Below are 21365 nucleotides of genomic sequence, written 5' to 3'. Positions count from 1 at the left end.
GCTTGCCCTATTCATTAACGGTTTCTTGCTATGCGTAAGTTAACGATTTTAGGTGCGACAGGCTCAATTGGAGCAAGCACATTCAAAGTCATCGAGCAAAACCCTGAAAAGTTCTCTGTGGTAGCGCTTGCTGCTGGGCAGAACGTCGAAAAAATGCGTCAGCTGTGTCAGAAATGGCAACCTAAGTATGCAGTGATGGCTGACGAACAAGCTGCATTGAAACTAAAAGCTCAGTTAATCGATCTAAAAATTAACACCGAAGTGAGATCGGGTGTTGATGCCATGTGTGAGATTTCATCTTGTGATGAGGTTGATACCGTTATGGCAGCGATTGTTGGTGCAGCTGGCTTATTGCCGACTATGGCGGCAGTTGAAGCCGGTAAGCGTGTACTGCTTGCAAACAAAGAAGCGCTAGTGATGTCTGGCAAGCTGTTTATCGATGCAGTTGAAAAGCATGGCGCTGAGCTTCTCCCTGTCGATAGCGAACACAATGCTATTTTTCAGTGCTTATCTAGTGATATTCAAACCAATCTTGGCCGTTGCGATCTAAACGCACATGGTATCTCTCATATCTTGCTAACGGGCTCTGGTGGGCCATTCCGCTATCGCGATATTGATTCGCTGGCTAGTGTGACTCCGGAGCAGGCGATTGCTCACCCTAACTGGTCAATGGGGCCAAAGATCTCGGTAGATTCTGCGACCATGATGAATAAGGGTCTTGAGTACATTGAAGCTAAGTGGTTATTCAATACCGCTCGTGAGCAGCTTAAAGTTTTGATTCATCCTCAGTCTGTGATTCACTCTATGGTGCAGTATCGAGATGGCTCGGTACTCGCTCAAATGGGCGAGCCAGATATGGCCACACCTATTGCACTCACACTCTCTTATCCTGAGCGTGTCAATGCAGGTGTAGCACCATTAGATTTCACTAAAGTCGGTGAACTGACCTTCCTTGAGCCTGATTTCGCTCGTTACCCCTGTCTTAAACTGGCGATTGATGCTTGTTACGAAGGACAACATGCGACCACCTTGCTCAACGCGGCGAATGAAGTGGCTGTTGAAGCTTTCTTACAACGCCAACTTAAATTTACCGATATCGCAGTGGTTAACGAACAAGTGTTAACCAAGCTGACTGCCTCTGTTAGCTCGTCACACTGTCGTGACTTGGAAAGCATTGTTGAGCTAGATAGAATGGCAAGAGAGTTAGCAGCCAATACCATAAGTGAGCGTAAGCTATGACGGGTATCATCTGGAATTTTGTTTCTTTTATCATTGCTCTTGGCATCTTAGTTGCCGTGCATGAGTTCGGTCACTTTTGGGTGGCCCGCCGCTGCGGAGTTAAAGTCGAAAAGTTCTCGATCGGTTTTGGTAAATCCATTTGGAGCAAGGTCGGGAAAGACGGTACTGAATACAGCATTTCAGTCATTCCGTTAGGCGGCTATGTAAAAATGCTCGATGGCCGGGTTGATGATTTGGCGCAAGGTGAGCATGAGTTTGCGTTTGACCGTAAGCCACTTTGGAAACGCACTGCTATCGTTGCAGCAGGGCCTGTCTTTAACTTCTTGTTTGCGATCTTTGCATACTGGCTAGTTTTCTTGATCGGCGTGCCTGCGGTTAAGCCGGTGGTTGGCCAAGTGACCCCATATTCAATAGCTGCTGAAGCAGGTTTAGAGTCTGGGATGGAACTAAAAGCGGTTTCTGGCGTCAAAACTGCGGATTGGGAATCGGTCAATATGGGTTTGATCTCTCATATTGGTGATAAACAGTTAACCATGACGGTTGCTCCGGCAGACGGTATCGGTGTCGAGCAAACCAAGGTTTTTGACTTAACCAATTGGAACTTTGACCCTGAGAAAGAGTCTGCTATGTCAGCGCTTGGGTTTGTTCCTTTTACACCACAAATTACCGCTAAGCTGACCAATGTTTCAGAAGGTGGAGCAGGTGAAAGAGCAGGGCTGATGAGTGGTGACTTACTGACTAAGATCGGTGGTGTCGAAATCACTCAATGGCAGCAAGTGGTTGAGAGCATTCAGAACAACCCTAACACGCCAATAGCGCTTGAAATTGAGCGTGATGGAGAGCGTTTAGTCTTAACGATTACACCAGACAGTCGTGAGCTATCAAACGACCGAGTGATTGGTTTTGCTGGAATCGCACCTGAGGTCGCAGAATGGCCAGAAAATTATCGCTTCGATCTTCAATTTGGTGTAATTGAATCAATCGGAAAGGCGGTTGAGAAAACTGGGCAAGTCATCGATTTAACCATCAGCATGTTGAAAAAACTGATTGTTGGTGATGTCGGACTGAATAATTTAAGTGGGCCTATTTCGATCGCGAAAGGAGCCGGGACAACAGCCGATTATGGCTTAGTTTACTTCCTAGGGTTCCTGGCATTAATCAGTGTGAACTTAGGGATTATTAACCTTGTACCGTTGCCAATGTTGGACGGCGGACATTTATTGTTTTTTGCTATTGAGGCTGTAATAAGACGTCCAGTTCCAGAAAAAATTCAGGAAATGGGTTACCGTGTAGGCGGTGCAATTATCTTCTCTCTTATGGCAGTGGCAATTTTCAATGATTTTGTCCGTCTGTAATCGGGTAAAGGTTGAAGAAAGGAATAACTAGAACAAAATGGCGATGAAAAATATTCTGTTTGCGACCCTGTTAGCGACAAGCGTGAGCGCAAACGGTGCCGAAAACTTTGTAATTCAAGATATTAAAATTGAAGGCTTACAGCGTGTGGCACTTGGTGCAGCGCTATTGAAAATGCCAGTACGTATTGGTGACTCTGTTGATAGCCAAGATGTCTCTGAGGTGATTAGAGCCCTGTATGCGACGGGTAACTTTGAAGACATTAAGGTACTTCGTGATAACGACGTGCTAGTTGTACAAGTCAAAGAGCGACCGACCATTGCCAGTATTTCATTTTCGGGCAACAAGGCAATCAAAGAAGAGCAGTTACAACAAAACCTCGATGCTTCCGGTATTCGTGTTGGTGAAGCGCTTGACCGTACAACGCTGTCGACAATTGAAAAAGGTCTAGAAGATTTCTACTACAGCGTGGGTAAGTACAATGCGACCGTTAAAGCGGTTGTGACGCCACTGCCTCGTAATCGTAGCGACCTGAAATTTGTCTTTACTGAAGGCGTATCTGCCAAGATCAAGCAAATCAACTTTATCGGCAATGAAAAATTTGCTGACGAAGAGCTGCTAAGCCGATTTGAGCTAAATGTGGATGTGGCATGGTGGAACTTCCTTGCTGACGACAAGTACCAGAAGCAAGTTCTTGCGGGTGATATCGAAGCGCTGAAATCCTACTACCTAGACCGCGGTTATCTTAAGTTTCAAATTGACTCAACTCAGGTTGCGATCTCGCCAGACAAAAAAGGTGTTTACATCACGCTTGGCTTGAACGAAGGACTGCCTTACACCGTTGAGGATGTGAAATTCCGTGGTGAGCTGCTGGGTAAAGAAGCTGAGTTTGAACAGTTAGTGACGTTTGAGCCGGGTGAAACCTACAACGGCTCAGCGGTAACAAGCCTAGAAGAAAACGTTAAGCGACTGTTAGGCGAAGCGGGTTACGCATACCCTCAAGTACGTACTATCCCTGAGTTCGATGATGAAAACCAATCGGTATCACTGGTGGTCAACGTTGAAGCGGGTAAACGTATTTATGTACGCGATATTCGTTTTGTGGGTAACAATGCTACCAAAGATGAAGTTCTGCGTCGTGAAATGCGTCAGATGGAAGGCAGCTGGTTAAACTCTAAATCGATCGAAACCGGTAAGAACCGTCTTAACCGTTTAGGTTACTTCGAAACCGTAGACGTACAAACTGTGCGTGTACCGGGTAGCGAAGACCAAGTCGATTTGGTTTACAACGTTAAAGAAGCCAACTCGGGTAGTATCAACTTTGGTGTTGGTTATGGTACCGAATCAGGTATCAGCTTCCAAGTTGGTCTACAGCAAGATAACTTTGCCGGTAGTGGTAACCGCGTAGGTATTAACGCGATGATGAACGACTACCAGAAAAACATCAGCTTAGACTACCGTGATCCATACTGGAACCTCGATGGCGTCAGCCTTGGTGGTAAGATCTTCTACAATCAGTTTGAAGCATCTGAAGCGAACATTGTCGACTATACCAACGAAAGTTATGGTGCGAGCTTAACTTGGGGCTTCCCATTCGATGAGCTAAACCGTTTTGAATTTGGTGTGGGCTTAACCCATAACAAGATCGGTAACGTACCAACATACGACCAAGCGCAGTTGTTTGCACAAAGTATCGGCCAACCGAACGGCGATATTATTACCAACGATTTTGATGTTAACGTCTCATGGACACGTAACAACCTAAACCGTGGTTACTTCCCAACGGCTGGTAACTATCAACGTGCCTTTGCTAAAGCGACCGTACCAAGCTCTGATGCGCAGTACTTCAAGCTGCAATATGATGTTAGACAATATGTGCCGCTAACCAAGAAACATGAATTCACCTTACTGATGCGTGGTCGTTTAGGCTACGGTAATGGTTATGGCAAAACAGATGGTAACGATAACTTGTTCCCATTCTATGAAAACTACTACGCAGGTGGCTTTACTACACTACGTGGTTTCCGTTCCAATAGTGCAGGCCCGAAAGCGGTTTACACGGTTAACGGCAACCCAGGAAGTTGTAATACAGACTCTTGTTTGACCGCAACTGATGACTCAGTGGGTGGTAACGCAATCGCATTGGCAAGTATGGAGCTGATTGTCCCAACTCCGTTTGTTTCGGATGACTTTAGAAGTCAGATTCGTACCAGTATGTTTGTCGACGCAGCAAGTGTTTGGGATACAGAATTTGTCTATGATCCTAAATACGCTGGCGATCGTTACTACTTAGATTACTCTGATCCAACTAACTACCGCGCATCTTACGGTGCTGCGCTACAGTGGATGTCTCCAATGGGGCCGTTAGTCTTCTCGATTGCGAAACCAATTAAATCTTACGAAGGTGATGATGAAGAGTTCTTCACTTTCACCATCGGCAGAACCTTCTAAATTTAAAGGAAAATACAGTGAATAAAACAATTAAAGCGGCTGGTCTTGGCCTTCTAGTAATGACGTCTTCTTTCTTTGCTAATGCTGCTGAAGCTGCGCAGAAAATTGGTTATGTAAACACTGCTCAAGTATTCCAAGCTCTTCCACAACGTGAAGTGGTAGCGCAAAAGCTACAAGATGAGTTCAAAGACAAATCTGCAGAGCTTCAAGCGATTCAAGCTAAAGGTAAAAGCAAGGTTGAAAAGCTAAAGCGTGATGGCGAACTAATGAGCCAAGATGATATCGACAAGCTACGTCTAGAAATTGGTCAATTAGAGAATGAACTTAAGCTAAAAGCTCAGTCTTTCGAAAAGCTAAGACAGCGTCGCCAAGCAGAAGAAGAGCAAAAACTGTTTAAAACAATTCAAGATGCAATTAACAAGGTTGCTGAGAAAAAAGGCTTTGATATGGTTCTAGAGCAACAAGCAGTACGCTTCTCTAAGCCAGAAAACGATATTTCTAAAGCTGTAATTGACTCACTAAAATAAACGATTTATGACAACTCTTTCTTTGGCCGAATTGGCTACGATTACTGGGGGCGAGCTACATGGTGACGCGACAGCCGTTGTCACTATGGTAGCGCCGATGGACGCTGCGCAGGAAGGTCATGTGACTTTCCTGTCCAATCCAAAATACGCCAAACATCTTGCTGAGTGTAAAGCGACACTTGTGATGGTGAAAGAAGCACAACGTGAGCTTTGTTCAGGTAATGTACTTGTGGTTGATGACCCTTACGTTGCTTTTGCTAAAGTAGCGCAAGCCCTTGATACTACACCATCGCCAGCCGATGAAATTGCTCCTTCAGCGGTCATTGCTGCTGATGCTAAATTGGGTAACAACGTTTCAATCGGTGCTAATGCCGTGATTGAATCGGGTGTCGAGCTAGGTGATAACGTTGTTATTGGCGCGGGCTGTTTTATTGGCAAGAATGCTAAGATCGGTAGTAATACCAAGCTGTGGTCAAATGTCTCGGTTTACCATCAAGTGTCACTTGGCTCAGACTGTCTGGTTCAAGCGAATACAGTGATTGGTGCTGACGGTTTTGGCTACGCCAATGAAAAAGGCGAGTGGATTAAGATCCCTCAGCTTGGCTCGGTGCGCATTGGTAATCGCGTAGAAATTGGTTCATGCACGACGATTGATCGCGGTGCGTTAGACGATACTGTGATTGAAGATAACGTCATTCTTGATAACCAGCTGCAAATCGCTCACAACGTACACATCGGATATGGTACGGCTATGGCGGGTGGTACGATTGTCGCGGGCAGTACTAAGATTGGTAAGTACTGTATTATTGGTGGTGGTACTGTGATCAATGGTCACATTGAGATTGCCGATGGCGTGACCATTACTGGTATGGGCATGGTCATGCGCGGCATTGAAGAGAAAGGCATGTACTCGTCTGGTATCCCACTACAGCCAAACAAAGAGTGGCGCAAAACAGCTGCACGTGTTCATCGTATTGATGACATGAATAAACGTCTTAAGGCGCTAGAAAAGCAGCTTGAGAGCGATAAAGACGCTTAGCTCTAGGTTGGATCAAAAAGGCTCGCGTATTGCGGGTCTTTTTCATCTATAATGCCCGCCAGATACAAAATTAGCATTCAACATAGGAATATGACTTTGACTACTGAAAACAAAACGATGAACATCACTGAAATTCAGGAATTGTTGCCGCATCGCTACCCATTCTTACTAATTGATCGCGTGATTGATTTCCAAGAAGAGAAATACCTAACGGCGATTAAGAATGTTTCAGTGAATGAGCCTCAGTTTACAGGTCATTTCCCTCAACTACCTGTATTCCCAGGTGTACTGATCCTTGAAGCAATGGCACAGGCAACTGGTCTATTGGCATTCAAATCATTCGGTGCCCCTTCAGACAACGAGCTATACTATTTCGCAAGTGTAGACGGTGCTAAATTCCGTAAACCAGTGGTTCCAGGTGACCAACTGGTAATTGAAGTAGAGTTCTTAAAAGAGCGCCGTGGTATTGCTGCATTCAAAGGCACAGCAAAAGTTGACGGTGAAGTAGTATGTTCTGCTGAACTAAAATGTGCTCGTCGAGAGTTTTAATATGATTCATGAAACGGCTCAAATTCACCCTTCTGCTGTCATTGAAGGTGATGTAAAAATCGCAGCGAATGTGACTGTTGGTCCATTCACCTATATCTCGGGAACGATCGAGATCGGTGAAGGTACTGAAGTGATGTCTCATGTTGTGATCAAAGGTCATACAACCATAGGTAAAGAGAACCGTATTTTCCCCCACGCTGTAATTGGTGAAGAAAACCAAGACAAGAAATATGGTGGAGAAGAGACTACGGTAGTGATCGGCGATCGCAACGTCATTCGTGAAGCGGTACAAATCCACCGTGGTACGACTCAAGATAAAGCAACCACCGTGATTGGTAACGATAACCTGCTGTGTGTTAACGCGCACATCGCTCATGACGTTATCCTTGGTAACCATACTCACATTGGTAACAATGCTATCCTTGGTGGTCACGTTACTGTCGGTGACTATGCCGGTGTTATGGCACTTTCTGCAATTCACCCATTCTGTAATATCGGTGCTTACTCATACACAGGCGGATGTTCTGCTGTTGTTCAAGATGTGCTTCCGTACGTACTTGCACAAGGCAACCATGCAACACCGTTTGGCCTAAACCTAGTGGGTCTTAAACGTAACGGTTTTGAGAAGCCAGAAATCCGTGCTTTGCAGAAAGCGTACAAAGAAATTTACCGTTCGGGTAAAACGCTTGAAGACGCAAAAGCAAGCCTAGTTGAAATGGCGAAAGAGTTTGAATCAATCAAACCTATGCTAGAGATGCTAGAGATTTCTGAGCGCGGTATTATTCGCTAATAACACTTGTGCAGCTGCATAAAAGATCGCAATCTTACGGTTGCGGTCTTTTTTTACTTTTTAAAGCAACAAATTAGGTAGGTCATTCAGCAATGGAAAAACCACTACGTATTGGCATTATTGCCGGCGAGCTGTCAGGAGATACTTTGGGTGAAGGCTTTATCAAAGCGATCAAAGCCCAATATCCAGATGCAGAGTTTGTTGGCATTGGTGGTCCGAAGATGATTGCTCAAGGCTGTGAGTCTCTGTTCGATATGGAAGAGCTCGCTGTTATGGGCTTGGTTGAAGTGTTGGGGCGACTACCAAGGCTGTTAAAAGTGAAAGCTCAGTTGGTAAAGTATTTTAGCGACAATCCACCGGATGTCTTTGTCGGTATTGATGCGCCAGATTTCAACTTACGCCTTGAACTTGATTTGAAGAAAAACGGCATCAAAACAGTGCATTATGTCAGCCCTTCTGTCTGGGCATGGCGTCCAAAACGTATTTTTAAAATTGATGCGGCGACCGATCTTGTGCTGGCCTTTTTACCGTTTGAAAAAGCCTTCTACGATAAGTACCAAGTGGCGTGTGAGTTTGTTGGTCATACCTTAGCGGATGCTATCCCGCTTGTACCGGATCAACAACAGGCGCGAGACTTACTTGGCATTGAGCAAAACAAGCAGTGGTTGGCTGTACTGCCTGGCAGCCGTGGTGGTGAAGTGGGCCTGATTGCGGAGCCCTTCATTCAAACCTGTCGTGAAATTAAGCAAAAGCATCCAGACATTGGCTTTGTCGTGGCTGCAGTGAATGATAAGCGTCGCCAGCAGTTTGAAGAGATATGGCGATCTGTGGCGCCAGAGCTCGATTTCGTCATTGTTCAAGATACGGCACGCAACGTTATCACTGCCTCAGATGCTGTGTTACTCGCCTCAGGTACCGTGGCACTAGAATGTATGTTGCTCAAGCGACCGATGGTGGTGGGTTATAAAGTTAATCGACTTACAGGTTGGTTGGTACAGAAACTGGCAATTACCAAATACGTTTCTTTGCCTAACATCTTGGCAGGAGAAGAGTTGGTGAAGGAATTTATTCTTGATGAATGTGATCCTGAGTACTTAGTTCCTGCCGTCGATAAGATGCTAACTAGTGATAACCAAGAACTTATCGACCGCTTTACTGATATGCACAAACTGATTCGCAAAGATGCCGATGTGCAAGCCGCTAACGCTGTACTTAAGCTCATCGGCAGAGATAAACAAGATGACTAAACAAAACAAAGAATTGCCGCCTTTTGAATATCCTGAGGGATACCTTCGTATCGCTGGTGTTGATGAAGTAGGGCGCGGTCCTTTAGTCGGTGATGTGGTGACCGCTGCGGTCATTTTGGACCCGAATAATCCGATTGAAGGATTAAACGACTCGAAAAAGTTGTCTGAGAAGAAACGTCTGGCGTTATTGCCTGAAATTAAGCAAAAAGCGCTTGCTTGGTCGGTAGGTCGTTGTTCTCCAGAGGAAATTGATGAACTGAATATTCTTCAAGCCACTATGGTCGCGATGCAAAGAGCTGTAGCAGGCCTAGAAGTTCGACCCGATTTGGTATTGATTGATGGCAATCGTTGCCCTGAGTTAGCCATGGAATCTCAAGCGGTGGTTAAGGGAGATTTGCGTGTTGCGGAGATCAGTGCTGCTTCGATTATCGCCAAAGTGGTGCGTGACCAAGAAATGGAGGAGCTTGATAAGCTTCACCCTGAATTTGGTTTCGCTAAGCACAAAGGCTACCCAACCAAGGCGCACTTTGAAGCGATTGAACAACACGGCGTCATTGATCAGCATCGTAAGAGTTTTAAACCCGTTAAGCGTGCGCTTGGCATTGAGTAGCAATACTGTTTCAGGGGTATATAAGTCGAAGTTTTTCACTTAAAATACCCCAAATATCTCCATCAATTATAACCGTTCCGGACTCTATCCATGTCAGACCCTAAGTTTATCCACCTTCGAGTTCATAGTGACTTTTCCATGGTCGATGGCCTTTCAAAAGTGCCACCCTTGGTTAAGAAAGTGGCCGAGTTGGGCATGCCTGCGATGGCGCTGACTGACTTTACTAACTTATGTGGTCTAGTGAAGTTTTATGGCACCGCCCACGGTTGTGGCATCAAGCCGATCATAGGTGCTGACTTCGTGATGCAATCACCTGAGTTTGGTGATGAGCTGACTAAGCTGACCGTGATTGCAGCAGATAACGTCGGTTATAAGAACCTGACTTTACTGATCTCAAAAGCCTACCTACGAGGCCACGTTCAGCATCAACCAGTGATTGATAAAGAGTGGCTGGCTGAGCTCTCCGAAGGGGTGATTGTACTTTCCGGGGCTAAGAGTGGTGAAATAGGTAAAGCGCTATTGAAAGGTAACCAGAAAGTTGTCGAGCAGTGCGTTGAGTTCTACCAAACCCATTTTCCAGACCGTTTCTACCTTGAATTGGTTCGTACTGGCAGAGCCGATGAAGAAACTTACCTTCACTTTGCGTTAGAGCTGGCAGAGCAACATGACTTACCCGTTGTAGCCACCAATGATGTGGTGATTCTTGATGAGACACTGTTTGATGCGCACGAGATTCGTGTTGCGATTCATGATGGTTATACACTAGAAGATCCTCGTCGACCAAAAAACTACAGCGCTCAGCAATATCTTCGTACTGAAGAGGAGATGTGCGAGCTATTCTCAGACATCCCTGAAGCATTAGAAAATAGTGTAGAGATTGCTAAGCGTTGTAACGTGACAGTCCGTTTGGGTGAATACTTCCTACCTGCATTCCCAACCGAAGGGATGGAAGAAACCGAGTTCTTGGTTAAAAAGTCTGAAGAAGGTCTGGAAGAGCGACTAGAGTTCTTGTTCCCTGATCCGGCGGTACGTGCAGAAAGACGACCTGAATACGATGATCGTCTTAAAATTGAACTGGGAGTAATCAATAACATGGGATTCCCAGGTTACTTCTTGATCGTAATGGAGTTCATCCAGTGGTCAAAAGATAACGCCATCCCTGTAGGCCCAGGCCGTGGTTCAGGTGCCGGTTCTTTGGTGGCTTACGCGTTAAAAATCACCGACCTCGACCCACTAGAATACGATCTTCTGTTTGAGCGATTCCTTAACCCAGAACGTGTTTCCATGCCCGATTTCGATGTCGACTTCTGTATGGATAAACGTGACCAAGTAATTGATCACGTTGCAGAAATGTATGGTCGTGATGCGGTATCGCAGATCATTACTTTCGGTACTATGGCAGCGAAGGCGGTAATTCGTGACGTAGGCCGCGTACTTGGTCATGGTTTCGGCTTTGTTGATCGTATCTCGAAACTGGTTCCGCCAGATCCGGGCATGACGCTAGAAAAAGCATTCAAAGCAGAACCTGCACTGCCTGAGCTGTACGAAAACGACGAAGAAATTAAAGAGCTGATTGATATGTGTCGCATCCTAGAAGGGTGTACACGTAACGCAGGTAAGCACGCGGGTGGTGTTGTAATATCGCCAACCACTATCACAGACTTTGCGCCGATTTATGCTGATGCGGAAGGTCACTTCCCGGTGACTCAGTTCGATAAAAACGACGTTGAAACCGCGGGTCTGGTTAAGTTTGACTTCTTGGGCTTACGTACGCTGACCATTATTGACTGGGCGCTGGGCTTGATTAACCCACGCTTAGAGAAGGAAGGCAAAGACCCAGTAGCCATTGAGTCTATCCCATTGGAAGACCAAGCTTCTTTCAATTTGTTGCAAAACTCAGAAACCACCGCGGTATTCCAGCTTGAATCGCGTGGTATGAAAGAGCTGATCAAACGCCTTCAACCAGACTGTTTTGAAGACATTATCGCATTGGTTGCTCTGTTCCGTCCGGGGCCGCTTCAATCAGGCATGGTAGATAACTTCATCGACCGTAAACATGGACGCGAGGCGGTTTCTTACCCAGATGAACAGTGGCAGCACGAATCACTGAAAGAGATTCTAGAGCCAACCTACGGCATTATCCTCTATCAGGAGCAGGTAATGCAGATCGCTCAGGTTCTTTCGGGCTATACGCTTGGTGGCGCAGATATGCTTCGTCGTGCGATGGGTAAGAAAAAGCCAGAAGAGATGGCTAAGCAGCGTGCGACGTTTGAAGAAGGTGCGGTCGCCAACGGCGTAGATGGCGAATTGGCGATGAAGATCTTCGACTTGGTAGAAAAATTCGCAGGTTACGGCTTCAACAAATCGCACTCGGCAGCATACGCACTGGTTTCTTATCAAACGCTGTGGCTCAAAACTCACTTCCCTGCGGAATTTATGGCTGCGGTAATGACCGCAGATATGGATAACACTGAGAAAGTCGTCGGTCTGGTCGATGAGTGTTTCCGTATGAAACTCAAAGTTCTGCCGCCAGATATCAACGCAGGTTTGTATCGCTTTAATGTCGATGAAGATGGGGCGATTGTTTACGGTATCGGTGCTATCAAAGGGGTAGGTGAAGGCCCAATCGATGCCATTCTTGAAGCGCGTAATAAAGACGGCCACTTTAAAGACCTATTCGATTTCTGTGCTCGCATCGACCTGAAAAAGGTTAATAAGCGAGTCATTGAGAAACTCATCTACGCCGGCGCACTGGATCGCCTTGGTCCACACCGCGCAGCAATGATGGCTTCACTGAACGATGCGGTAAAATCGGCGAGCCAACATCACCAAGCAGAAGCCTTTGGTCAAACCGATCTGTTTGGTGTATTGACCGAAGCACCTGAAGAAGTTGAGCACAAATATACCAAAGTTGAACCTTGGCCGGAAAAAGTGTGGCTTGAAGGTGAGCGCGATACTTTGGGCCTTTATTTGACCGGGCACCCAATAAATGCCTACATAAAGGAACTTGGTAAGTACACCAGTTGTCGACTAAAAGACGCAACACCAACCAGACGGGATCAAAGTGTCACTGTCGCGGGTCTGGTCATTGCGGCTCGTGTGATGACCACTAAGCGTGGAACGCGCATTGGTATTATGACACTGGATGATCGAAGCGGGCGTATGGAGGTGATGTTATTCTCCGATGCGTTAGATCGATATGCAGAATTGTTAGAAAAAGATAAAATTTTGGTTGTTTCTGGACAGGTCAGCTTTGATGATTTCAATGGTGGTCTTAAAATGTCCGCGCGCGAGGTTATGGATCTCGGGACTGCTCGTGAAAAATATGCACGGGGATTATCAGTTTCCATCGATCAATCTCAAATCAATGACCGATTTTTTGAGCGTTTTAGTCAAATACTAGAGCCTCATCGGGCGGGGAGCGTTCCTGTCCATGTATACTACCAACGCTCTGATGCACGAGCGCGTTTGACGTTGGGTACAGAATGGCGAGTGACGCCAAGTGACGCATTATTAGATGATTTAAAACAACTACTTGGGAAAGGCCAGGTAGAACTCGAATTTAACTAAGTTCGGTAAAACGCCACCGAATCATAAAGGATCTATAGATGAGCCTGAATTTTTTAGAATTTGAAAAGCCAATCGCAGAGCTAGAAGCAAAAATTGAAGCACTTCGTGACGTATCTCGTCATGGCGGTGAGTCTGGTGTTGATCTTGAAAAAGAGATTGAACAACTAGAGAAGAAAAGCCTAGAGCTTAAAAAGAAAACATTCAGCGATCTTGGTGCTTGGGAAACTGCCCAGCTTGCTCGTCACCCACAGCGTCCTTACACGCTTGATTACATCGAGCACGTATTTACAGAGTTTGATGAGATGGCGGGTGACCGTCACTACGCAGATGACAAAGCGATCGTAGGTGGTATGGCACGTCTTAATGGCCGTCCAGTAATGATCATTGGTCACCAAAAAGGTCGTGAGACTAAAGAGAAAGTTAAACGTAACTTCGGCATGCCTAAGCCAGAAGGTTACCGCAAAGCGCTACGTTTGATGCAAACGGCAGAGCGTTTTAACATGCCAATCATTACTTTCATCGATACAGCAGGTGCCTACCCAGGTGTTGGTGCAGAAGAGCGTGGTCAATCTGAAGCTATCGCGACTAACCTAAAAGTGATGGCGGGTCTTAAAGTGCCAGTTATCTGTAACGTTGTCGGTGAAGGCGGTTCTGGTGGTGCACTTGCGATCGGTGTAGGCGACTACGTCAACATGCTGCAATACTCAACCTATTCTGTTATCTCTCCAGAAGGCTGTGCTTCAATTCTATGGCGTGATTCAGATAAAGCGCCACAGGCAGCAGAAGCTATGGGTCTGATTGCTCCACGTCTTAAAGAGCTAGAGCTGATCGATGAGATCATCGACGAGCCTCTAGGTGGTGCACACCGTGATCACCTGCAGATGGCGCAGAACATGAAAGCGACCCTAGTTCGTCAGCTTGAAGAACTAGAAGCGTTTGATAACGACACCTTGCTAGAGCGTCGTTACCAGCGTCTAATGAGCTACGGTTACTGTTAATCGGCACAAATGTTAGAAAAAGGCTGAACTTAGGTTCAGCCTTTTTTATTGCCAGTGATAAACTAGCACTAATAACTCCAAATGTTACTCGCTATGAAGCTCGAATCTATTTTTCAACACACTCTCGACCAACACTATCAAGCCGGTAACCGAATCGTCCTTGCCCTAAGCGGTGGGCTTGACTCTCGGGTCATGCTTGAACTGATGGCAAGCTACTGTAACTCGCGCAAGCTCGAATGTCTGGCGGTTCATGTTCATCATGGTCTAAGCGAGAATGCAGACAGTTGGGCTGAGCAATGTGAACATTGGTGTCAGGAGCTTGGTATCCCATTTGTGTTAGAAAAGGTTCAACTGGCAACTCAAGGCAGAAGTATTGAAGAGAGTGCTCGTGAAGCCAGATATACCGCACTTAAAAAACATCTGCAGCCGAATTATCTACTGCTCACTGGTCAGCATGCTGATGACCAGATCGAAACCTTTTTCCTTGCTCTCAAGCGCGGTAGCGGCCCAAAAGGTTTGTCCTCAATGGCGCAGAGTATGCCATTTGGTCAGGCGAATTTGCTGCGTCCGTTGTTGACTATCTCTCGGCATGAAATTGAAGAGTTTGCTCACGCTAGGCAATTAGCTTGGGTAGAAGACGAAAGTAATCTAGACCAGAGGTTTGAGCGTAATTTTGTTCGTCACTCATTGACGCCAGCTTTAGTGGAGCGTTGGCCTCATATTAGGCAAGCGGTTCAGCGTACAGCCGAACTTTGCTCTGAGCAGGAACAGCTGTTGGATGAACTCTTGGCTGAGAAGTACCAGCAATGTTTATGTGATGATGGCAGCCTGTCTATTACGATGTTGGAAAGCGTTTCAACTCTGATCTGTGGACGATTGATTCGTATGTGGCTTGAGCAAAATCACCTGCGTATGCCTACCCGTGAGCAATTGAGTAAGGTTTGGTTAGAGGTTGCAAAGGCGAAAGCGGATGCCAATCCACAGCTGCAGCTTCCTGAGGTGCAAGTACGCCGCTATTTAAACAAGCTTTACATCGTTCGAGATTGGCAATCACTTGCCGAGTGGCAGCAACCACTCGATATTGATAAGCCTTGTCCTTTGCCTGATGGATTAGGAAGCTTGGTGCTCGTCCCTTCGAGTGAGGGGAGATTGTCTCAACAGGCGTTAGCTCAAAGTCCGCTGCGCGTCACTTTTAATCCAGAGGGACTAAGTGCGCATCCAGCAGAGCGTGGGCATAGCCGCAAACTGAAAAAGCTGTTCCAAGAGTATGGTGTGCCAAGTTGGTTGCGACGTAGAACCCCTATCTTGATGTGTGGTGATAGGGTCGTTGCCGTAGGGGATATGTTTATTGATCGCCACTTTATAGGTCAGGATTGTGAACTTGTCTGGGACAAGGGATCACGCTTTATGTAAAATTGTATACATAAAAACGTACAACTAGCATGGAATTATAAGGAAGAGCAATGAAGAAAATCGCTATAGGACTGGTAATTGGAATGGGTCTACTCAGTGGTAACGCACTAGCTGCAGGCGATGTTGCAGCAGGTCAAGCAAAAGCGGCAGTGTGCGCGGCTTGTCATGGTGCAGATGGTATCGCTGTGATCCCTGGTTATCCAAACCTAAAAGGTCAAAATGAGCAGTATCTTGTTACCTCGATCAACGCATACAAGAACAAAGAGCGTAACGGTGGTCTTGCGGCCGTAATGCAAGCGCAAGCAGCGATGCTAAGCGATGCCGATGTTGCTAACCTAGCGGCTTATTACGCTAGTTTGAAGTAGTCGATAAGATAGATTGCGAGCCCGAGCAACAAAGCTCGGGCTTTTTATTAGCCATTGAACATGGGATAATGACGCTAGTTACAATAGTTTAAGGGAAGAACATGAAAAAGATTGAAGCCATCATTAAGCCGTTTAAGTTAGACGACGTACGTGAAGCACTCGCTGAAGTGGGCATTACAGGTATGACAGTGTCTGAGGTTAAAGGCTTTGGTCGTCAGAAAGGTCATACAGAGCTATACCGTGGTGCCGAGTATATGGTTGATTTTCTACCTAAGGTTAAGCTCGAAATCGTAGTTACGGATGAAGTGGCTGATCAATGTGTTGATACCATCATCGAAACGGCACAAACTGGAAAAATCGGTGACGGTAAGATCTTTATCACTGATGTGGAGCGTATTGTCCGTATTCGTACTGGCGAAGAAGACGAAGACGCCATCTAACCCATAAGTATTGTTTAAAAAGAGCCGTAAGGCTCTTTTTTGTTTAGGTAATGCAATGAAGAAAAGCGCTTACTTCATCATCTTGTCTCTGGTCTTATCCTTAGTGGTCGTTGTCGGCTATCAATCGATCTTTAGCTTTACTCAGCAAGCTCAGATCGCGTCTATTTCAGGCAATAATGTCGCGTTATCTTTGCAATGCTATCGTAATGAACAAGCGCCTGTTTTGGATAATCGTGGTGAGCTCAAGCTACTGGTCTGGAATATCTATAAGCAAAATAGAGAAAATTGGCAGCAAAGTTTAGCCGAGCTGTCGGATGGAAAGCAGTTGGTCTTGTTGCAAGAAGCCAGCATGACACCTGAACTCATCGATTGGGTGGCGAAACAGGGTTGGTTTGGTAGTCAGGTTGATGCGTTTAAAGCGTTTGATACTTCCGCAGGGGTATTGAACCTATCCATGAATACGCCAAGCAAAGCCTGTGCCTACACTGAACTAGAGCCTTGGCTACGTTTACCTAAATCGGCACTATACGCCCTCTATCCACTTTCTTCTGGGGAGCAGTTGGCTGTGGTCAACATTCATGCGGTTAACTTCACCTACGGTACTAAAGAGTACCATCGTCAGTTAACGGCATTGACTAAAGAGCTGGGTCAGCATCACGGCCCGATAATTGTTGCCGGAGACTTCAATAGTTGGAGCGAAGAGCGCTTTGCTGTGATGTCAAAAGCGCTAACGTCACTAGGATTAGAAGAAGTCGATTATCAACCAGATAATCGCACTCAGTTTGTGACTGGCTTGCCACTTGATCATGTCTTTTATCGTGGCTTAACGCTGGAAACAGCAGAGGCGCCAATCTCTGACGCCTCTGATCATAATCCAATTTTAGTTAGCTTTCGCTTAGCACTCTAGAATATCAGGATATAAAGCGCCCAAATTAGGTAGTAAGCAAGCCAAGGCAGCGCGGAAATAACCAGTGCCTGACCGCGTTCAAATTCAGTCCAAGTACCTACCGCGGCGTAACCTAAGGCAATGTACCAAGGCAGTAATAGTGGGAATGAGCTGGCAAACTGCGACCACTCATTAGTTAGTGGCAGCTTTAACAACCCGTTAAGGCTATTTAAATCAGCGGCGTACACCATGACTTGGCCATGTTTTAGTAGCGCACTTACATAACTTGCCAAGTCACCGATAATCGCAGGGAAAGTGATCACTGCGCTAGCTGCAAACCATTTCCAGAAACCATGCTGATGCTGGCTTGGTTTTGTCGCAAGGTTAAACCAGAAAGCGAGCATCAGAATGGTCAACGTTCTACCGGCAATATCACTAATGATTTCACTCGCCATCAAGGTATTGGCATCAAGCAGTTCTAACTGTTTTGGGTTGGTTTCTGCCAGTTGCGCTGCAAGTCCTTGCCTTAGCCACTCGAAATCAACCATGTCGAAGTAAGCGCCCCAGAAAAGAAATGGCGAGAGCACTAAGAAAATGTACGGCTGCCAGCCCCAAGCACCACGTTGGTAGAGAGCTAAGAAACAGGCGCTAGGCGAACGGAAAATATCGACTAGCATAATTAACGGGTTACTTGACGGGTTCATACACTTACCTTAGTGACGTCTACATACAGCTTAAGTTTCTGACCTGGCTTAAGGTACTTTTGTCTGCTGAGATCGTTCCATTTAACGATGTCGTTCGATTTGACTTTAAATTTGCTCGCGATACCACTGATGGTGTCACCAGTGCGTACGTTGTAGAACACAGTGCGGATGATCGCGCCGTCTGAGCTGTTTTTCCAAATCACCAGTTTTTGACCAACGCGCAAGGTGTCTCTTGGTCCCATACCATTCCACTTTGCTAATGACTGATGTGAGACCTTGTTGGCGCGAGCAATCGACCATAAGCTGTCACCCGAGCGAACTGTGTGCGTGAGCTTAAATTGACCACGAGACTTAGCTTGTGTCTTAGCTAAACGGTTTGACGCGCTAAGGGCATAAGCTTTGTCGTCTCGTGTCGAAGTTGGGATCATCAAGTGTTGGCCGACACGAATATTGTTGCCACTGAGGTTATTCGCAGTGCGAATGACGTTGGCAGTGGTGTTGTACTTTTGTGCTAAGACACTCAGGCTATCGCCGGACTTCACCTTATAACGAACGACCTTCATCCCTTTACCGCGGTTTTCTGTTACCGCTTGATTGAACTTAGCGACGCTATTTTTTGGAAGAAGTAATTGGTGAGGCCCGTCCGGTGCTGTCGCCCATTGGTTGTATGCAGGGTTGAGGCCTTGCAGCTCTTTAACACTGATACCCGCGTAGTTAGCGGCTATGGCGAGGTCAAGTTGCTCTTTAGGGTCAACAAGTTCAACGACAGGCTTGTTAGCAATCGCTGGAATATTGATACCATACTTTTCTTGGTTAGCGACAACGTCTGCTAGAGCAAGCAGCTTTGGTACGTAACCACTGGTTTCTTTAGGCAAATCAAGCGAGAAGAAATCTGTAGGCTTGCCAAGTTTGGTGTTTTTGCGAATTGCACTAGACACTCGTCCGCCACCACTGTTGTAGGCAGCAATGGCGTGAGTCCATTCGCCATCAAAACGTTTGTTGAGATAGGTTAGGTAATCTAGCGCGGCATCAGTTGAGGCAGCGACATCACGACGTCCGTCATACCAAAAGTTTTGCTTAAGGCCTTGCTGTTTACCTGTTCCCGGTACGAATTGCCATAAACCCGCAGCACTGCCATGCGAGTAAGCGAAAGCATCAAAAGAGCTTTCTACCACAGGCAAAAGCGCGAGTTCTAACGGCATATCACGCTGCTCGATCTTCTCGGTAATAAGATACAAGAAAGGTTCGGCACGTTGTGAGACAGTTTTTAGGTGGTTAGGGTGTTTCAGATACCATGTACGGTAGTAATCAACGAGCTTGTGGTCAGGGATAGGCATCTCTAATTGCATAGCGATACGCTTCCAGACATCTTGTTGTGTCTGTGGAGTCACCACTGGCTCGGATTTGACGATAGGTTTTGCTGGTTGAGCGCTTGGCTCAGTTTGCTTAACTGTTGGATTGTTTGTTTCCGGAGAGACGGCTTCTCCAGAGTCAGTCGGCTGGGTAAGCTGACAACCTGATAATAATAGCGCTAATACCCAGCTGTGTTTCACTCGCATTGCACAGCCCTTTTTTTAATTGGCTGCTGATAATACTTGCCTCAATTAGTAGGTGACAAGCGGCAAAACGTTAAAATTCGTTCTTCCACTCACGTAATGCGCTAAAAATCGCGAGTGAGTCGCTTTGAACTGTACGATTTGCGACAGAACGGATGACAGTTTGCTGATCGGTACGCAGAAAAGGGTTGATCCATTTCTCGCGTCGAATCGTGGTCGGTAAGGTGGGCTTGTTCTGCGCTCTGAGTCGATTAACCTCGTCACGATACTGCTGTAGAAGCTCATTGTCGGGCTCTACCGCAAGAGCGAAAGCGAGGTTACTTGCAGTATATTCGTGTGCGCAGTAGACCTCGGTTTCTTCTGGCAGAGCGGCAAGTTTGGTGAGGGAAGTGTGCATCTGTTTCATCGTACCTTCAAAGACACGTCCACAACCGGCTGAAAACAGCACATCACCACAGAAAAGTTTACCATCCCCTACATAACCGATATGGCCGCGAGTATGACCTTCCAAGCCAAGCACAAAGAAGACCTCATCAAATAGCTCTATCTGGTCACCGGCATCAACGGCATGCGTCAAGGTAGGTACGGGCTCATTAGCTGGGCCGACAACGTCCACATCTGGAAACTGTCTTACTAATTCTGGTACACCGCCGATATGGTCATTGTGATGGTGGGTAATTAGAATCGCTTCTAAACTCAAGTTATGCGCTTTGAGATACGCCAAAACAGGCGCACAGTCACCTGGATCGACAACAGCACAACGGCGATCGCTATTTTCGATCAGCCAGATGTAATTATCATTAAATGCAGGTATGCTTTTGATATTCAACATGGTTGTGTCTCCAGTATATCGGTCAACAGACGCTTGGGTGAAGCAGGTAACTATGAAGCCAGCACGTAGCAGCAAAAAGCTTGAAAAGCCTCATTCATGGTCTCAGCTAAAAAATGGTCAGTGGGTGAATGAATCGATTCAAACCCGCGTTGACGAATGGTGCCCTAAGCTGTTCGGTTATCATTTGCTAAAGCTGGGAGGCTTGAGCTGCGAGTTAACCAGTTTCAATTGTAATATTCAACATCAAGTTCATCTAGATATCCAGAACCCGTTGCATAATGTCATCGCAGATGGCTACGATTTGCCCTTTTTAGAAAAAAGTTTCGACGCGGTTTTGATGGCACACCAGCTCGATTACTGTAATGACCCGCATCGAATGTTACGCGAAGTCGATAGGGTGATGATTGATGATGGCTATTTGATTATCACTGGATTCAACCCAATCAGCTTGACGGGCTTGGCGAGCTTGATGCCATGGAGAAGGAACAACCTTCCGTGGAGTGGCAGGATGTTTACGCCAAATCGAATTAAGGACTGGTTAGGGTTACTTAATTATCAAGTGATTGAGTGCGATAGCTATGCCCTGTTCCCGATGCAGAAATATCGGACGATGTGGACATGGCTTGAGAATAGCCTGGGTGATTGGGCGTCGCCGATGGGCAGTTTGTATTTTATTGTCGCACGTAAACGAACTTATCCACTTAAGCCGATTAAGCCACATTGGAAGTTAAAAAGAAAATTGACGCCAGTTAGCGTCAATTACAAAGTGTCGAATAAGCAAAGTCATTGAGTTTTG

Annotated in this window: 19 protein-coding genes; 16 read left to right on the top strand and 3 right to left on the bottom strand. The window is 46.2% G+C overall.

Annotated elements, in window-relative coordinates:
• Positions 1-30: 30 nt before the first annotated feature.
• The 15 genes from ispC to LYZ37_RS11445 all read left to right on the top strand — a co-directional run bounded on the left by ispC (position 31) and on the right by LYZ37_RS11445 (position 17498).
• On the top strand, positions 31-1239 hold the full coding sequence (gene ispC / locus LYZ37_RS11515; protein ID WP_272785570.1) for a 1-deoxy-D-xylulose-5-phosphate reductoisomerase: 1209 nt from the start codon (positions 31-33) through the stop codon (positions 1237-1239).
• On the top strand, positions 1236-2594 hold the full coding sequence (gene rseP / locus LYZ37_RS11510; protein ID WP_272785569.1) for a sigma E protease regulator RseP: 1359 nt from the start codon (positions 1236-1238) through the stop codon (positions 2592-2594). The genes ispC and rseP overlap by 4 nt, the downstream gene beginning before the upstream one ends.
• Before the next feature lie 37 nt (positions 2595-2631).
• Positions 2632-5043 carry an outer membrane protein assembly factor BamA gene (gene bamA, locus LYZ37_RS11505; RefSeq protein WP_272785568.1) on the top strand — a complete coding sequence of 804 codons (2412 nt, stop codon included), beginning with the start codon at positions 2632-2634 and terminating at the stop codon, positions 5041-5043.
• A 17-nt stretch (positions 5044-5060) separates the two neighbouring features.
• On the top strand, positions 5061-5570 hold the full coding sequence (locus tag LYZ37_RS11500; protein ID WP_272785567.1) for an OmpH family outer membrane protein: 510 nt from the start codon (positions 5061-5063) through the stop codon (positions 5568-5570).
• 7 nt (positions 5571-5577) lie between these two features.
• Complete coding sequence (gene lpxD / locus LYZ37_RS11495) at positions 5578-6609, top strand: UDP-3-O-(3-hydroxymyristoyl)glucosamine N-acyltransferase (RefSeq protein WP_272785566.1); 1032 nt, start codon at positions 5578-5580, stop codon at positions 6607-6609.
• 96 nt (positions 6610-6705) lie between these two features.
• On the top strand, positions 6706-7158 hold the full coding sequence (gene fabZ, locus LYZ37_RS11490) for a 3-hydroxyacyl-ACP dehydratase FabZ (protein ID WP_139152290.1): 453 nt from the start codon (positions 6706-6708) through the stop codon (positions 7156-7158).
• Position 7159: 1 nt separating this feature from the next.
• On the top strand, positions 7160-7948 hold the full coding sequence (gene lpxA / locus LYZ37_RS11485; protein WP_272785565.1) for an acyl-ACP--UDP-N-acetylglucosamine O-acyltransferase: 789 nt from the start codon (positions 7160-7162) through the stop codon (positions 7946-7948).
• Positions 7949-8040: 92 nt separating this feature from the next.
• A complete protein-coding gene (gene lpxB, locus LYZ37_RS11480) occupies positions 8041-9195 on the top strand; it encodes a lipid-A-disaccharide synthase (RefSeq protein ID WP_272785564.1) in 1155 nt (384 codons plus the stop codon).
• The gene (rnhB, locus tag LYZ37_RS11475) at positions 9188-9805 is read left to right on the top strand and encodes a ribonuclease HII (RefSeq protein WP_272785563.1); all 618 of its coding nucleotides are present in this window, start codon (positions 9188-9190) and stop codon (positions 9803-9805) included. The genes lpxB and rnhB overlap by 8 nt, the downstream gene beginning before the upstream one ends.
• Before the next feature lie 90 nt (positions 9806-9895).
• Positions 9896-13375 carry a DNA polymerase III subunit alpha gene (gene dnaE / locus LYZ37_RS11470; protein ID WP_272785561.1) on the top strand — a complete coding sequence of 1160 codons (3480 nt, stop codon included), beginning with the start codon at positions 9896-9898 and terminating at the stop codon, positions 13373-13375.
• 38 nt (positions 13376-13413) lie between these two features.
• The gene (gene accA, locus LYZ37_RS11465) at positions 13414-14373 is read left to right on the top strand and encodes an acetyl-CoA carboxylase carboxyl transferase subunit alpha (RefSeq protein WP_004744802.1); all 960 of its coding nucleotides are present in this window, start codon (positions 13414-13416) and stop codon (positions 14371-14373) included.
• Between the two features lie 93 nt (positions 14374-14466).
• Positions 14467-15786, top strand: a complete 1320-nt coding sequence (gene tilS / locus LYZ37_RS11460) for a tRNA lysidine(34) synthetase TilS (protein WP_272785560.1) — start codon at positions 14467-14469, stop codon at positions 15784-15786.
• Positions 15787-15836: 50 nt separating this feature from the next.
• Positions 15837-16151, top strand: coding sequence for a c-type cytochrome (locus tag LYZ37_RS11455; RefSeq protein WP_171322927.1), 315 nt, complete (start codon positions 15837-15839; stop codon positions 16149-16151).
• A gap of 101 nt (positions 16152-16252) precedes the next feature.
• A complete protein-coding gene (gene glnB, locus LYZ37_RS11450) occupies positions 16253-16591 on the top strand; it encodes a nitrogen regulatory protein P-II (protein WP_004415234.1) in 339 nt (112 codons plus the stop codon).
• 55 nt (positions 16592-16646) lie between these two features.
• Positions 16647-17498, top strand: a complete 852-nt coding sequence (locus LYZ37_RS11445) for an endonuclease/exonuclease/phosphatase family protein (RefSeq protein ID WP_272785559.1) — start codon at positions 16647-16649, stop codon at positions 17496-17498.
• Here the strand turns inward: LYZ37_RS11445 and LYZ37_RS11440 are convergent.
• From LYZ37_RS11440 to gloB, 3 genes are all read right to left on the bottom strand, one after another.
• Positions 17495-18181 (bottom strand): YIP1 family protein, encoded by a 687-nt coding sequence (locus tag LYZ37_RS11440; protein ID WP_069667046.1) that lies wholly within the window; start codon positions 18179-18181, stop codon positions 17495-17497. The two genes, LYZ37_RS11445 and LYZ37_RS11440, sit on opposite strands and share 4 nt — an antisense overlap.
• On the bottom strand, positions 18178-19740 hold the full coding sequence (locus LYZ37_RS11435; protein WP_272785558.1) for a LysM peptidoglycan-binding domain-containing protein: 1563 nt from the start codon (positions 19738-19740) through the stop codon (positions 18178-18180). Before LYZ37_RS11435 ends, LYZ37_RS11440 begins: the two co-directional genes overlap by 4 nt.
• 70 nt (positions 19741-19810) lie before the next feature.
• Complete coding sequence (gene gloB / locus LYZ37_RS11430) at positions 19811-20569, bottom strand: hydroxyacylglutathione hydrolase (protein WP_272785557.1); 759 nt, start codon at positions 20567-20569, stop codon at positions 19811-19813.
• 52 nt (positions 20570-20621) lie between these two features.
• Here gloB and LYZ37_RS11425 point away from each other — a divergent pair, with 52 nt between their 5' ends.
• On the top strand, positions 20622-21359 hold the full coding sequence (locus tag LYZ37_RS11425; protein ID WP_272785556.1) for a class I SAM-dependent methyltransferase: 738 nt from the start codon (positions 20622-20624) through the stop codon (positions 21357-21359).
• The last annotated feature ends 6 nt before the right edge of the window (positions 21360-21365 follow it).

Source organism: Vibrio tubiashii, assembly GCF_028551255.1.
GTDB classification, from domain to species: domain Bacteria; phylum Pseudomonadota; class Gammaproteobacteria; order Enterobacterales; family Vibrionaceae; genus Vibrio; species Vibrio tubiashii_B.
The sequence above is the reverse complement of the archived record's forward strand: the minus strand, read 5'-3'. Positions and strand labels throughout refer to the sequence as shown.